Here is a 13,736-nt window from a genome sequence, read left to right as displayed (position 1 = left end):
CCGCTGGCCTTGGCTATGGTGCATATGCAGCTGGCCATGATCTTGGGAGCTCCGGCGCCGGAGATTGCGGCGGAGGAGGCGAATAATGACTGAATTCTTCCAAACCCTCGGCATGAATTACGAATGGGCGTGGTTTACCGCGACCATTGCCGGAATCCTGCTGATCGCGCTGCCGGTGATGCTGGCGGTCGCGATGGTGATCTATGTCGACCGCAAGGTGCTGGGCGCGATCATGCTGCGGCGCGGGCCCAACGTGGTCGGGCCCTTCGGCCTGCTGCAAAGCTTCGCCGACGGGCTCAAGGTGTTCCTGCAGGAAACCATCATCCCCAGCGCGGCGAACAAGGGTATTTTCCTGCTCGCACCGATCGTGACCTTCGTCGTTGCGCTAGTCGCCTGGGCGGTGATCCCGTTCGGCGACGGCATGGTGCTGGCGGATATCAATGTCGGCCTGCTCTACGTGCTCGCGATCAGCTCGCTGGGTGTCTACGGCATCGTCATGGCGGGCTGGGCTAGCAACTCCAAATACCCGTTCTTCTCCGCCATGCGCGCCGCCGCTCAGATGATCTCTTACGAAGTCTCGATCGGCTTCATCCTGATCTGCGTCGTGCTGTGGGCGGGCACGTTCAACCTCAGCGAAATCGTCGAGGCGCAGCGCGGGCACGGGCTCGGCATCGTCAACGGCTATTTCTTCAACATCCTGCTGTTCCCGATGTGGGTGCTGTTCTTCATCTCCTGCCTCGCCGAAACGCAGCGCGCGCCCTTCGACCTGACCGAAGCGGAATCGGAGCTCGTGGCGGGCTACCAGACCGAATATTCCAGCATGAGCTTCGCGCTGTTCTGGCTCGGTGAGTATGCCAATATCCTGTTGCTGTGCTCGCTCAACACCGTGCTGTTCTTTGGCGGTTGGCTGCCGCCGATCGACTGGGCGCCGCTCTATTATGTGCCGGGCTTCCTCTGGTTCCTTATCAAGACCTTCCTGTTCTTCTTCATGTTCAGCTGGATCTGGGCGACCGTGCCCCGGTACCGTTACGACCAGCTGATGCGGCTCGGATGGAAGGTCTTCCTGCCGATGAGCCTGCTCTTCGTTTTCCTTATCAGCGGCTATCTGATGGCCACGGGGCACTACGGATGACCACCGCAACCCAACTCCTCAAATCGTTCACCTTGTGGGAATTCCTCAAGGCGCATGCGCTGACCTTGAAGTATTTCTTCAAGCCCAAGGCGACGATCAACTACCCGTTCGAAAAGAACCCGCTGAGCCCGCGCTTCCGCGGCGAGCATGCGCTGCGTCGCTATCCCAATGGCGAGGAACGCTGCATCGCCTGCAAGCTGTGTGAGGCGGTCTGCCCGGCGCAGGCGATCACGATCGAGAGCGAACCGCGCGACGACGGCAGCCGCCGCACCACCCGCTACGATATCGATATGACAAAGTGCATCTATTGCGGCTTCTGCCAGGAAGCGTGCCCGGTGGACGCCATCGTCGAGGGTCCGAACTTCGAATATTCGACCGAAACCCGCGAGGAGCTGCTCTACGACAAGGCAAAGCTGCTCGCCAATGGTGACAAGTGGGAGCGGGCGATCGCCGCAAACCTTGAAGCCGATGCGCCGTATCGCTAACCGCGCGCCAGACGAAACCGGGGCACCATGATACAAGCATTCGCCTTTTACCTGTTCGCAGCGCTGATGATCGCCAGCGGCGTGCTGACGATCATGAGCCGCAATCCGGTGCATTCGGTGCTGTGGCTGATCCTCGCTTTCTTCAACGCGGCGGGGCTGATGGTGCTGCTGGGGGCAGAGTTCATCGCAATGCTGCTGGTGATCGTCTATGTCGGCGCGGTCGCGGTGCTGTTCCTGTTCGTGGTGATGATGCTGGACATCGATTTCGCCGAGCTGCGCGCCGGCTTCATCAAGAACTTCCCGCTCGGCATCGCGATTGCGCTGGTGTTGTTGGCGGAGCTGGTGCTGGGCATCGGTGCCTACCGCGCCGGTATCGTCGAGCTTGGCACCCCCGATGGTAGCGCCGCGCCGCTGGTGGGGGAGACCAATATCGAGAGCCTCGGCGCGCTGATGTACGGCAAATACCTGTTCCTGTTCGAGGGCGCGGGGCTGATCCTGCTGGTTGCCATGATCGGCGCGATCGTGCTGACGCACCGCGATCTCAAGAACACCCGCGGCCACCAGAATATCGGCAAGCAGGTCAGCCGCCGTCCGGAAGAGGCGACGGTGATGAAGCAGCCCGAGATCGGGAAGGGGGTCGAGCTGTGATCGGCATCGAACACTACATCGTCGTCAGTACGATCCTGTTCGTGCTCGGCGTGCTGGGGATTTTCCTCAATCGCAAGAACATCATCGTCATCCTGATGGCGATCGAATTGATCCTGCTGGCGGTGAACCTGAATCTGGTCGCTTTCAGTTCCTTCCTCGGCGATTTGACGGGCCAGATCTTCGCGATGTTCGTTCTGACCGTGGCGGCAGGCGAGGCGGCTATCGGCCTCGCGATCCTCGTCATTTATTTCCGCAGCCGCGGCACGATCAGCGTCGACAGCGTCGACCGGCTCAAGGGGTAATCCGGTGTCCTCGATCCTGATCATCGTTTTCGGCCCCTTGCTGGCGTCGATAATCGCCGGGCTGGTCAACAAGTCTGCGCCCAGCGTGTTCGCCAAGGCGATCACGACCGGCGCGCTGTTCCTGTCCTGCGCGTTGAGCTGGCCGATCTTCATCGGCTTCCTCACCGGCACGCAGGAAGCGACCGTCGTGCCCGTGCTGCAATGGGTGCAGTCGGGCTCCATGAGCTTCGACTGGGCGCTGCGCGTCGATGCGCTGACTGCTGTCATGCTGGTTGTGATCAACAGCGTTTCCGCGCTCGTGCACCTCTATTCCTGGGGGTACATGGAGGAAGACCCGGACCAGCCGCGCTTCTTCGCCTATCTCTCGTTGTTCACCTTCGCCATGCTGATGCTGGTGACCGCCGACAACCTGGTGCAGATGTTCTTCGGTTGGGAAGGCGTGGGCCTCGCCAGCTATCTGCTGATCGGGTTCTGGTTCAAGAAACCGAGCGCCAACGCCGCCGCGATCAAGGCTTTCGTGGTCAACCGCGTGGGCGACCTGGGCTTCATGCTCGGCATCTTCGGCACTTTCCTCGTGTTCGGCACCGTTTCGATCCCCGAAATCCTCGAGATGGCACCGTCGATGAGCGGCAGCACAATCGGCGCCTTCGGTTACCGCTTCTACACAATGGATATCCTCGCCATCCTGCTGTTCATCGGCGCGATGGGCAAATCGGCGCAGCTGGGCCTGCACACCTGGTTGCCCGACGCGATGGAAGGCCCGACCCCGGTCTCTGCACTGATCCACGCCGCGACCATGGTGACCGCAGGCGTGTTCATGGTCTGCCGCCTGTCGCCGATGTTCGAAACCGCGCCGACGGCGCTGGCCATCGTGACTTTCATCGGCGCAGCGACCTGCCTCTTCGCGGCGACGGTCGGCACGACGCAGTGGGACATCAAGCGCGTCATCGCCTATTCGACCTGCTCGCAGCTCGGCTACATGTTCTTCGCCGCCGGTGTCGGCGCCTATGGCGTCGCCATGTTCCACCTCTTCACGCACGCCTTCTTCAAGGCGCTGCTGTTCCTGGGCGCAGGCTCGGTCATCCACGCGATGCATCACGAGCAGGACATGCGCTATTACGGCGCGCTGCGTAAGCATATCCCGATCACTTTCTGGGCCATGCTGGCGGGCACGCTGGCGATCACCGGCGTCGGCGTGCTGGGCGTTTTCGGCTTCGCGGGGTTCTATTCGAAAGACGCGATTCTCGAGGCTGCCTTTGCGCGCGGCACCGACATGGGCATGTTCGCCTTCTGGGCCGGCGCTTTCGCCGCGCTGCTGACCAGCTTCTACAGCTGGCGCCTGATGTTCCTGACTTTCTGGGGCAAGCCGCGCTGGGCCGAAAGCGAGCATATCCAGCACGCGGTCCATCACGGGCACGACGATCCCGAACACGGCAATCCGCCGGTGCAGGAAGACAGCGGCGACGATGTCGCGCATGCCGTGCCGTCGCCCGAGCACGCCGATGGCACCGCGGGCTATCACCCGCACGAGAGTCCGTGGTCGATGCTGATCCCGCTGGTCGTCCTGACAATCGGCGCGATTTTCGCGGGCTATGTCTTCAAGTATCCGTTCGTGGACGGTTCGGCCGATGCGGTGAATGGCGCCTTCTGGGGCGATTCGATCTTCTTCAACGAAAACCTGATCCACGCGCTGCATGCCGTCCCGCTGTGGGTGAAACTGACGGCTACAATCGTCATGATCCTCGGGTTCATCATCGCCTGGTTTGCCTACATCAAGGACACGTCGATCCCGGGCAAGGCCGCCGAACAGCTTGGGCCGGTGTACAAATTCCTGTTCAACAAATGGTATTTCGACGAACTCTACAACGTGCTGTTCGTGAAGCCGGCCTTCTGGCTCGGGCGGCTGTTCTGGCACGTCATCGATGTCGGCGTGATCAAGCGCTTCGGACCTGACGGCGCGGCATGGGTCGTCATGCAAGGTTCTGGCGCGGCCAGGCGCCTGCAGTCCGGTTATCTCTACAGCTACGCGCTGATCATGCTGCTGGGCCTGGTCGCCGCGGTTACCTGGGTGCTCCTGTGATGGAAGGCTTCCCTATCCTTACTGCTCTCCTGGTAGTGCCGCTGGTCGCGGCGCTTGCCTGCTATTTCCTCGAAGCGTCGGCAGCGCGCATGGTCGCGCTGGTCGCCACGATGATCAATCTCGCGCTGGGCATCGCGCTGTGGGCAGGTTTCGAAATCGGCGGTCCGCAGTGGCAGTTCACCGAGCGGGCAGACCTGTTTGCGGGATTCGACTATGCCCTCGGCGTCGATGGCATTGCGATGCTGCTCATTATGCTCAGCGTCTTCCTGATGCCGATCTGTGTCCTCGCCAGCTGGGAAGCGATCCAGAAGCGCGTCGGCGAATACATGGCCGCGCTGTTGCTGACAGAGATGCTCATGATCGGCGTCTTCGCCGCGCAGGACTTGTTCCTGTTCTACATCTTCTTCGAAGCCGGCCTGATCCCGATGTACCTGCTGATCGGCATCTGGGGCGGGGCGGACCGCATCTACGCAGCGTTCAAGTTCTTCCTCTATACGCTGATCGGCTCGGTCCTGATGCTGGTCGCAATGTTCTGGATGGTGAACGAAGCGGGCACCTCCGACATCCCGACGCTGATGCAATACGATTTCGCGCCGGAAGCGCAGACCTGGCTGTGGCTGGCCTTCTTCGCGAGCTTCGCGGTGAAAGTGCCGATGTTCCCCTTCCACACCTGGCTGCCCGCCGCACACGTGCAGGCGCCGACTGCCGGTTCGGTGATCCTCGCCGGCGTGCTGCTCAAGCTCGGCGGCTACGGCTTCATTCGCTTCAGTCTGCCGATGTTCCCCGAAGCCTCCGCGCAGTTCACGTGGCTGGTCTTTGCCCTGTCGATGATCGCGGTGATCTACACCTCGCTCGTTGCGCTGGTGCAGGAGGACATGAAGAAACTGATCGCCTATTCCTCGGTCGCGCACATGGCGATCGTGACGGCGGCACTCTTCGCCTTCAACGTCCAGGGCCTCGAAGGCGCAATGATCGTGATGCTGAGCCACGGCCTGGTGTCGGGCGCGCTCTTCCTGTGCGTGGGGATCATCTACGACCGGCTGCATACGCGCGAGATCGGGCGTTACGGCGGGCTTGCCATCAACATGCCCAAATATGCGCTGTTCTTCCTCCTCTTCACCATGGCCAGCATCGGCCTGCCGGGCACAAGCGGCTTCGTCGCGGAATTCCTCAGCCTTGCCGGCACCTACCAGGTCTCCAGCTCAGTGACGCTGTTCCTTACCACGGGCATCATCCTCGGAGCTGGCTACATGCTCTATCTCTATCGCCGGGTCGTCTTCGGCACGCAGGTCAACGAGGACGCCGCGGCGATGAAGGATCTCAACCTGCGCGAGTGGGCGATGCTGGGCCCTATTGCCGCCGCCGTGCTGTGGATGGGCGTCTATCCCGAAAGCTTCCTCGCCCCGATGCGGCAGGACATCGCTGCGCTCGACGCGCGCCTGTCGCGCGCCGCGCCGGAAGGCGATGCGAAACTGGCGGCGGGTGAGCCACGGGCGGAGGCCGCCAATGCCGTCGCTTACGAGGCCAAGGAAGGGGGAGCGCACTGATGGAACTCAATGCATCCCTCACGCTGATCCTCCCCGAGATCGTCATGGCGATCTCGGCCATGGCGCTGATCCTGATCACTGCCTATGTCGGCGACAAGACCGCGCGGCTTGTAAGCATCCTTGCGGCGGCAACGCTGGGCGCTGCCGCCGTAATGGTCGCACCCGCGCTGACCAGTGGGGCGAGCGGGCCCGATACCGTCGCGTTCGGCGGCCAGTTCCTTGCGGACAGCTTTGCCAGCTTTGCCAAGATCCTGATCTACCTTTCGGCCATAGGCTGCCTGATGATCGCCCCGGCCTTCTTCGACCGGCTCAAGGCCATGCGCCCGGAATATCCGGTGCTCGTCCTGCTGGCGACGCTGGGCATGAGCATCATGGTCTCCGCCGGGGATCTGATCACGCTTTATATCGGCCTGGAGCTCAACAGCCTCGCGGCCTATGTCCTCGCCAGCTTCCTGCGCAACGACACGCGTTCGGCGGAGGCAGGCCTCAAGTACTTCGTCCTCGGCGCGTTAGCCTCGGGTATCCTGCTGTACGGCATGAGCCTCGTCTACGGCTTTACCGGAACGACCGACTTCGAAGGCGTGCGTGGGGCGCTCACCGGCGACATGTCGACCGGCGCGCTGTTCGGGGTGATCTTCGTGCTCGCCGGTCTCGCCTTCAAGATCGCCGCCGTGCCGTTCCACATGTGGACGCCGGACGTTTACGAAGGCGCGCCGACACCGGTGACGACATTCTTCGCCACCGCGCCCAAGGTGGCCGCCGTTGCCCTGACCGCGCGCGTCGCGCTCAGCCCGTTCGGCGAGCAGACCGAGGCGTGGCAGCAGATCGTGATCTTCGCGGCGCTGGCCTCTATCGTACTCGGCGCGCTGGGCGCGATCGGCCAGACCAACCTCAAGCGACTGCTGGCCTATTCCTCGATCAACAATGTCGGCTTCATCCTGATCGGCCTGGCCGCATCGACCGTCGCGGGCCTCAGCGCCATGCTGACCTATCTCGCGATCTATGTCGTGATGGCGCTGGGCAGTTTTGTGGCGCTGCTGATGCTGAAGGATGAGGACGGCACCCCGCTCGAAACCTTCGACGATATTGCCGGGCTCTCGACGACGCGTCCGGCGCTCGCATGGTGTCTGCTGTTCCTGATGTTCAGCCTCGCCGGCATCCCGCCGCTGCTGGGCTTCTGGGGCAAGTTCGTGGTCTTTCAGGCCGCGGTGCAGGCCGACATGGTGCTGCTGGCTGCGCTCGGTATCGCTGCCAGCGTCATCGGTGCGTTCTACTACATCAAGTTCGTCAAGGTCATGTTCTTCGATGACGCGGTCGACCGCGTGAAGGGCACTTCGGATACGGCCCATTGGGTGCTGCTGATATTGGCGGCGGTGGTCGTTTCGCCACTCGGTTACCTGCTGACGGGCTGGCTCGGCGGGCTGACCGATAGCGCCGCGTCGGCGCTGTTCATCGCCTCTTGATTCAGACCGTCGCCGAAACCGGCTCGACTAACGCCGACCTGATTTCGCGCATCTGCGGTGGTGATCATGTGCCGGAAGGGCACTGGCTGGTCGCAGACCGCCAGACAGCCGGCCGAGGACGGCAGGGGCGGACCTGGTTCGATGGTTCGGGCAATTTCATGGGCTCGACGGTCGTGCATCGGGCGCCGCAGGACCCGCTCGCGCATTCGCTTTCGCTGGTTGCAGGGTTGGCGCTTTACGAGGCGCTCGCATCGCATGTGTCGGACCCGTCGGGACTGATGCTCAAATGGCCCAACGACGTGCTCCTGCGCGGAGCCAAGCTGTGCGGTGTTCTTCTGGAGCGCGCAGGCGACGCTGTCGTGATCGGCATCGGGGTTAACCTCGCCGCTGCGCCCGACTTACCCGATCGCGAAACTATTGCGCTTTCGCAACTCGGTCCGGCTCCCGACCGCGATCTTTTTGCTGCAGCGCTGGCCGGAGCGCTGGATCGTGAACTCGAGCGCTGGCGCGCTTATGGTCTCGATCCGCTGATCCGCCGCTGGCTGGTTGGCGGGACGCCGGAGGGCACTGCGCTTTCGGTTCATGAACCCGACGGCAGCAGGCTCAGCGGCCGCTTTGCCGGGCTCGACGCCGAGGGCACGCTGCAACTGCGCTTGGACGACGGGACCATCCGTGCCATTCACGCCGGCGATGTGATGCTCGCCTGAAGGAGCCGAGAGAGACATGCTGCTAGCCGCCGATGTCGGGAACACCAATGTCGTCTTCGCGCTGTTCGAAGGCCGCGACATCCGCGCCCGCTGGCGTATCGCGACCGACCCGCGGCGGACGGGCGACGAATACGCCGTCTGGCTGCTCCAGTTGCTCCAGATCGAGGGTGTGCAGCGCGAAGAGATTACGCAGATCATCTTTGCCTCCGTGGTCCCCCGCGCGAACCACAACCTCACCGTGCTGTGCGAGAAATATTTCGGTATCGCGCCCCTGGTCGCGGGCGAGGGCAAGGCGGCGTGGCCGTTCCAGGCCGATGTCGACCAGCCGAGTTCGCTGGGCGCCGACCGCGCGCTCAATATCCTCGCCGCGCACGAGAAATATGGCGGCGACCTGATCGTCGTCGATTTCGGCACCGCGACCAAGCTCGAGGCGATCGATTTCAACGGCACCTACAAGGGCGGAATCATCGCGCCGGGGATCAATCTTTCTCTCGACGCACTCGTCGGCAAGACCGCCAAGCTCCCCCGCATCGCCATTCGCGCGCCGGAGACCGCCAGCGTTATCGGACGCAACACCGAAGATCAGATGCTGATCGGCGTGTTCTGGGCGCATGTCGCGATGATGGAAGGCCTGATCGAGCGCATGCGCGCGGAGATCGGTCGCCCGGCGAAAGTCGTCGCGACCGGCGGGCTTGCCATCCTGTTCGACGAGAAAACCGACATTTTCGACCACGTCGATGCGGACCTTACCATCGAGGGTCTCGCGATCCTCGCCGAACACGCATCGAAGCAATAAGAGACCTATGAAAAAAGATTACACGCCGGAAGACGAGCTGCTGTTCCTTGCGCTCGGTGGGTCGGGCGAGATCGGCATGAACGTCAATCTCTACGGCTGCCAGGGCAAATGGCTGATGGTGGACCTCGGCATGACCTTCGGCGCCAACGAGTATCCGGGCACCGAGCTGGTCTTTGCCGACCTCGAATTTATCGAGGAGCGCCGCAAGGACCTGCTGGGCGTGGTGCTGACACATGCGCACGAGGATCACATCGGCGCGGTGCCCTATTTCGCCGAGGAATTGGGCGTTCCGCTCTATGCCACGCCGTTCACCGCCGAGCTGGTGCTGCGCAAGCTCGAAGAGGCCGGGCTCGACACCGCAATCGAGATCAACATCATCGAGGAAGATCACGGCGAGATCGAGCTGGGTCCGTTCACCATCACCTATCTGCCGCTCGCGCACTCGATTGCCGAAGGCAATGCGCTGCTGATCGACACGCCGCACGGCCGCATCTTCCACACCGGCGACTGGAAGCTCGACGAGGATCCGATCATCGGCGAGCCGACTACGGAAGAGGAATTGCGCGAAATTGGAGACGAGGGCGTGCTGGCGCTGGTCTGCGACAGCACCAATGTCTTCAATCCCAAATCCAGCGGCTCGGAAGGCGCTGTTTACAAGGGCTTGCTCGATGAAGTTCGCAAATGGGACGGGCGGCGCGTGCTGGTAACGACCTTCGCCTCCAATGTCGCTCGGCTGCAGACCTTGGGCGAAGTCGCAAAAGAAACCGGGCGGGCGCTGTGCGTGGCCGGTCGGTCGATCGAGCGCATCATCGACGTCTCCAAGCAGTCCGGCTATCTCGCCGACTTCCCCGAACTGGTGGATTGGGACACGGCGATGGGGCTGCCGCGCGGGCAGGTCATGATCCTCGCCACCGGAGGGCAGGGCGAGCCGCGCGCGGCGCTCAGCCGGATTGCCGAGCAAAACCATCCCATTGAGCTCACCAGTGGCGATGTCGTGATGTTTTCCAGCCGCCAGATCCCGGGCAACGAGATCGGCATCGGCAAGGTCCAGAACCGCTTGGCCGAGCGCGGCATCGTGATGGTAACCGACCGGCAGAGCATGATCCACGTTTCAGGGCATCCTGGCCGGCCTGAGCTGGCCGCGCTCTACGGATGGCTGCGGCCCGATATCCTCGTGCCGGTCCATGGCGAAATCCGCCACATGCAGGAGCAGTGCCGCTTCGGGAAATCCGAGGGCATCGAACACTGCACCTTCCAGTCCAATGGCGACATCGTGCGCCTTGCGCCCGGCGCGTCGGGCAGGGTGGCGCAGGTCCATACCGGTCGCCTTGTGCTGGATGGCGACATCATCGTGCCCGCCGACGGCGAAAGCATCGTCATGCGGCGCAGGCTGGCCTTCAACGGGGTGGTCATGGTCGTGCTCGATCACAAGGGCGGGCCGCAGGTGGAAGCTTTGGGGCTGCCGCTCGACGAGGACTACGCGGACTTTGTCGAGGAAGCGCAGGCGGACATCGTCGAGGCGTTGCGCCGATTGAAAGGCAAGGCGGCGAGCGACCGCGATGCCGTGATCGAAGCCGCCCGCCTTGCGACCCGCCGCGCAGCGACGCGCTGGTCGGGCAAGCGCCCGCAGGTCAAGGTCATGCTGGCGGAGGGCTGAGCCGTGGCATGGACCTCTATTCTCGCGGTCTATGCCCTGTTCTGGGTCATGAGCGCGTTCATCCTGCTGCCCTTCGGCGTGAAAACGGCCGATGAGGCAGGGGTCGAGAAGATCCCGGGTCAGGCCGACAGTGCGCCGGTCAATTTTCGCCCCGGCAGGATCGCGGCCAGGGCCACCGGCCTGTCGATCGTGCTGACCACGCTATGGGTGCTCAATTGGGAGTATCAGTGGGTCACGGTCGACATGATCGACATCTTCCAGCGGCCAGACGACCTCGTTCGCTAACTAGTCGTCGCGCAGGCGCTCGATCGCCTGGGCCAGCGCAACGTATAGCTTGCCCATGTCGGAGCTCAGCAGGGTCACGCCGATCGCATTGCCGTCGCGGGTCGACAGCATGGTCCGCAGCATCGCTTCGAAATCGGCGATGTAGCGGCTGACATGGTCGCGGAACTCGTGGTCTGAATCGTAGAGTTCGGCGATCTCGCGCGCTTCGGTGTTCGACAGGAGCGAAACCGCGCGGCGGGTGAAGATACCGCGATCGCCCCGCAGGTAGCTTGCCCATGCGGTGTCGGTGACGTCGGTCGAGAGCGACTTGGCGATATCGATCGAGTTGGAGTTCAGCGCTTCGGTAATCAGCGCGACGCGGCGCGCGAAATCGTTGTCGACCTGCTCCTCCGCGCGTTCGCGGGCGAGGGCGACGCGGCTTTCGAGATTGCCGGCCAATTCGTTGACGAGGGCGAGCTGGTCGCGCAGCTGGACCGCCGCTTCGCGGGCAGAGGCAGTCGATCTGGTGGCCGCCTTGTCCAGTTCGGCGATCGCACTGTCCGATTGTTCGCGGACCGCGCGGTCGATGGCGTCTGCGGAGCGCTTGGCAATACCGTCGGCGATGGCATCGATCGTGCCCGAACTTTGCTGCCCGGCCAGCACCATCGCCTGTTTGACCTTGTCCTGCAGCGCATCGATCGCTTCGCGCAGGGCGGCAAGCGAGGTCTCTGCCGTGCGCTTGCCATCGTCTTCGAGCGCGCCAATTGAAGCGCGCAAGTTGTCGATTTCCTCGATATAGCGCGCACTCAGCGCCGAGAGCCGCTCCTGCAGCTCGCCGGTGCGGGTTTCGAGTGCTCCGCCGGTCTCGTTCGCGGAAATGACGTAATTCGATATCCGCTCGGACCGATCGAGGCTTTCGCCAAGCAGCAATCCCAATTGTTCCGTGCCTTCGCGGGTGGCGGCAAGGCGCTCTTCGGCCGCCGCAATGGCTGCCGGCAATTCGCCCTTGCTGTGTTGCGCGCTGGCCTGAATAAGCTCCAGCAGGCGGACGCAGGCTTCGGTCATCTCTTCGATGACGCCCTGCGTCGCGACCAGATCTTCGCGACTTGCCGAGAGTTTCCCCGCTACCGCTTCCGTCGTGCCGACCAGTTCCGCCTGTGCATCGCGGCCCCGGGCAACGAGGCTGTCGATCTGCGTGACGAGCTCGCCGACCTCGGTGGCCGTTGCATGCGTCGTTTCGCGCAAGGCCTCGGCGGCTTCGGCCTGCCGTGTGCGGCGATCGGCGAGCTCGGCATCGAGAATTTCCAGCTGGCCTCGCAGCGCTTCAAGCGCCTGTTGCTCGCCGCTTTCGATCGCCGACTTGCGCTCTTCCATCTGGGTGTTGAAGAGATCGTTGCGCTCGGCCAGCCGGGCATCGACCTGCACCGCCTCGTCGCGCAGCGCCTGCAGTTTGCGATTGGCGGTTTCCAGGGCCTGTTCGTCGATCGTCTTGATCTGCTCGACCGCTGAGGCGAGCCTTTCCTTCATGCTGTCGATCTGGGCGATCCACAGCGCTTTTGCTTCTTCTTCCCCGTCGCGGATGGCGCGCGCGATCGTGTCGCTTTCCGTGCGAAGACCGGTGAGGCGGGCGCGCATGCTCTTGAGCGCTTCTTCTTCCTGCTCGTCGATCGTACCGCTGGTGGCAGCGAGTTCTTCGGCCAGTTGCTCGGCGCGGCGACGCATGGCGGCGAGGGTCTCGACTTCGCGCCCGTCCATCTCGGTCCGGAATTCCTCGCTCTTCTCGCGCAGCGTCGCGAAACGGGTGGCCGTGACGTCCTCCATTTTCGCGGCCTGCGCTTCGAATGCCGCGAGGGTAGCATCGACCTTGTCGCTGAGTGCATTCACCTGTCTTGCGCTGGCCTGGCCGAATTCGTTGAGCCGGTCGAACCCGCTGACAAGACGTTCGATCTGCTCTTCGGCCGTGCTGCCGGCGTTGCCGATCTGGTTGGCGACATCGCGCGCGGAATTTGCGATTACCGGCAAGTCGCCGCGCAACCTGTCCATGTTTTCGAGCGCCGTCGTGCTGACGGTCGCGATACGGTCGACCTGCTCGCCATTGTCGTGCACCAGCGTTTGCAGGTGGTCGGCGTGCTCGGAAAGTCGCTCGCTCGCTCTCCTGCCGAAGGATTCGAGCTCGAGCCCCTGGGACGAAAGGAATTCCCTCGCGAGGCTGAGTTCGCGGTTCACCGTCGTCAGCCGCTCTTCCAGCAGGACCGATTCCGTGGCCAGGGCGTTTGCGGCCTGCGCATAGCGATTGGCTTCGCGGGTGGAATTGCGCTGAATCAGGATCCAGCCGGCCAGCACCAGCGCAACCGGCAAGGACCATTGGCTGATCCAGTCGACCCATTGCTGCGGCGTCGCCGGAGCCACCATCGCGTCGCGGTGGGCCCAAACGAAGAACGCTGTCCAGGCAACGATGGCGAAACCCGCGATCGTCGGGAAAACCCAGCCTTTCCCGCTGGTTGAGTGCGAGTCCTCCCAATCCTCGTCCCATGCAGCTTCATCTTCGACTGTGGGCGATGCAGCGGTTTCTTCTGCTGCGTCCACTTCGACACTGGTGCCTTGCTCGTTGCCATCGGCGCCGATTGCACGGATATGATGTCCCCCGCTCATAAG

Annotated in this window: 12 protein-coding genes; 11 read left to right on the top strand and 1 reads right to left on the bottom strand. The window is 63.2% G+C overall.

Annotation, left to right across the window (positions count from 1 at the left end):
- The first annotated feature begins 85 nt into the window (after positions 1-85).
- The 11 genes from nuoH to EL2594_RS06520 are packed head-to-tail and all read left to right on the top strand — an operon-like array spanning position 86 to position 11,102.
- Positions 86-1,132, top strand: a complete 1,047-nt coding sequence (nuoH, locus tag EL2594_RS06570) for an NADH-quinone oxidoreductase subunit NuoH (RefSeq protein WP_011414254.1) — start codon at positions 86-88, stop codon at positions 1,130-1,132.
- Positions 1,129-1,617 (top strand): NADH-quinone oxidoreductase subunit NuoI, encoded by a 489-nt coding sequence (gene nuoI, locus EL2594_RS06565; RefSeq protein ID WP_011414253.1) that lies wholly within the window; start codon positions 1,129-1,131, stop codon positions 1,615-1,617. The genes nuoH and nuoI overlap by 4 nt, the downstream gene beginning before the upstream one ends.
- Before the next feature lie 27 nt (positions 1,618-1,644).
- Positions 1,645-2,265: an NADH-quinone oxidoreductase subunit J gene (locus tag EL2594_RS06560; RefSeq protein ID WP_011414252.1), complete on the top strand. Its 621-nt coding sequence runs from the start codon at positions 1,645-1,647 to the stop codon at positions 2,263-2,265.
- Positions 2,262-2,567, top strand: a complete 306-nt coding sequence (nuoK, locus tag EL2594_RS06555) for an NADH-quinone oxidoreductase subunit NuoK (protein ID WP_011414251.1) — start codon at positions 2,262-2,264, stop codon at positions 2,565-2,567. Before EL2594_RS06560 ends, nuoK begins: the two co-directional genes overlap by 4 nt.
- 4 nt (positions 2,568-2,571) lie before the next feature.
- A complete protein-coding gene (nuoL, locus tag EL2594_RS06550) occupies positions 2,572-4,647 on the top strand; it encodes an NADH-quinone oxidoreductase subunit L (RefSeq protein ID WP_011414250.1) in 2,076 nt (691 codons plus the stop codon).
- Complete coding sequence (locus EL2594_RS06545; protein ID WP_011414249.1) at positions 4,647-6,194, top strand: NADH-quinone oxidoreductase subunit M; 1,548 nt, start codon at positions 4,647-4,649, stop codon at positions 6,192-6,194. Before nuoL ends, EL2594_RS06545 begins: the two co-directional genes overlap by 1 nt.
- Positions 6,194-7,657 (top strand): NADH-quinone oxidoreductase subunit NuoN, encoded by a 1,464-nt coding sequence (nuoN, locus tag EL2594_RS06540; protein ID WP_011414248.1) that lies wholly within the window; start codon positions 6,194-6,196, stop codon positions 7,655-7,657. The genes EL2594_RS06545 and nuoN overlap by 1 nt, the downstream gene beginning before the upstream one ends.
- Entirely contained in the window at positions 7,654-8,364 is a 711-nt protein-coding gene (locus EL2594_RS06535) for a biotin--[acetyl-CoA-carboxylase] ligase (protein WP_011414247.1), read from the top strand. Before nuoN ends, EL2594_RS06535 begins: the two co-directional genes overlap by 4 nt.
- 16 nt (positions 8,365-8,380) lie before the next feature.
- A complete protein-coding gene (locus EL2594_RS06530; RefSeq protein WP_011414246.1) occupies positions 8,381-9,160 on the top strand; it encodes a type III pantothenate kinase in 780 nt (259 codons plus the stop codon).
- A 7-nt stretch (positions 9,161-9,167) separates the two neighbouring features.
- The gene (locus tag EL2594_RS06525; RefSeq protein ID WP_011414245.1) at positions 9,168-10,817 is read left to right on the top strand and encodes a ribonuclease J; all 1,650 of its coding nucleotides are present in this window, start codon (positions 9,168-9,170) and stop codon (positions 10,815-10,817) included.
- Between the two features lie 3 nt (positions 10,818-10,820).
- The gene (locus EL2594_RS06520) at positions 10,821-11,102 is read left to right on the top strand and encodes a DUF1467 family protein (RefSeq protein ID WP_011414244.1); all 282 of its coding nucleotides are present in this window, start codon (positions 10,821-10,823) and stop codon (positions 11,100-11,102) included.
- On the opposite strand, the gene EL2594_RS06515 is transcribed toward EL2594_RS06520, so the two are convergent.
- The gene (locus EL2594_RS06515) at positions 11,103-13,733 is read right to left on the bottom strand and encodes an ATPase (protein WP_011414243.1); all 2,631 of its coding nucleotides are present in this window, start codon (positions 13,731-13,733) and stop codon (positions 11,103-11,105) included.
- Between the last annotated feature and the right edge of the window lie 3 nt (positions 13,734-13,736).

The organism is Erythrobacter litoralis HTCC2594 (assembly GCF_000013005.1).
Classification (GTDB): Bacteria; Pseudomonadota; Alphaproteobacteria; order Sphingomonadales; family Sphingomonadaceae; genus Parerythrobacter; species Parerythrobacter litoralis_A.
This window is presented reverse-complemented; position numbering and strand designations above follow the sequence as displayed.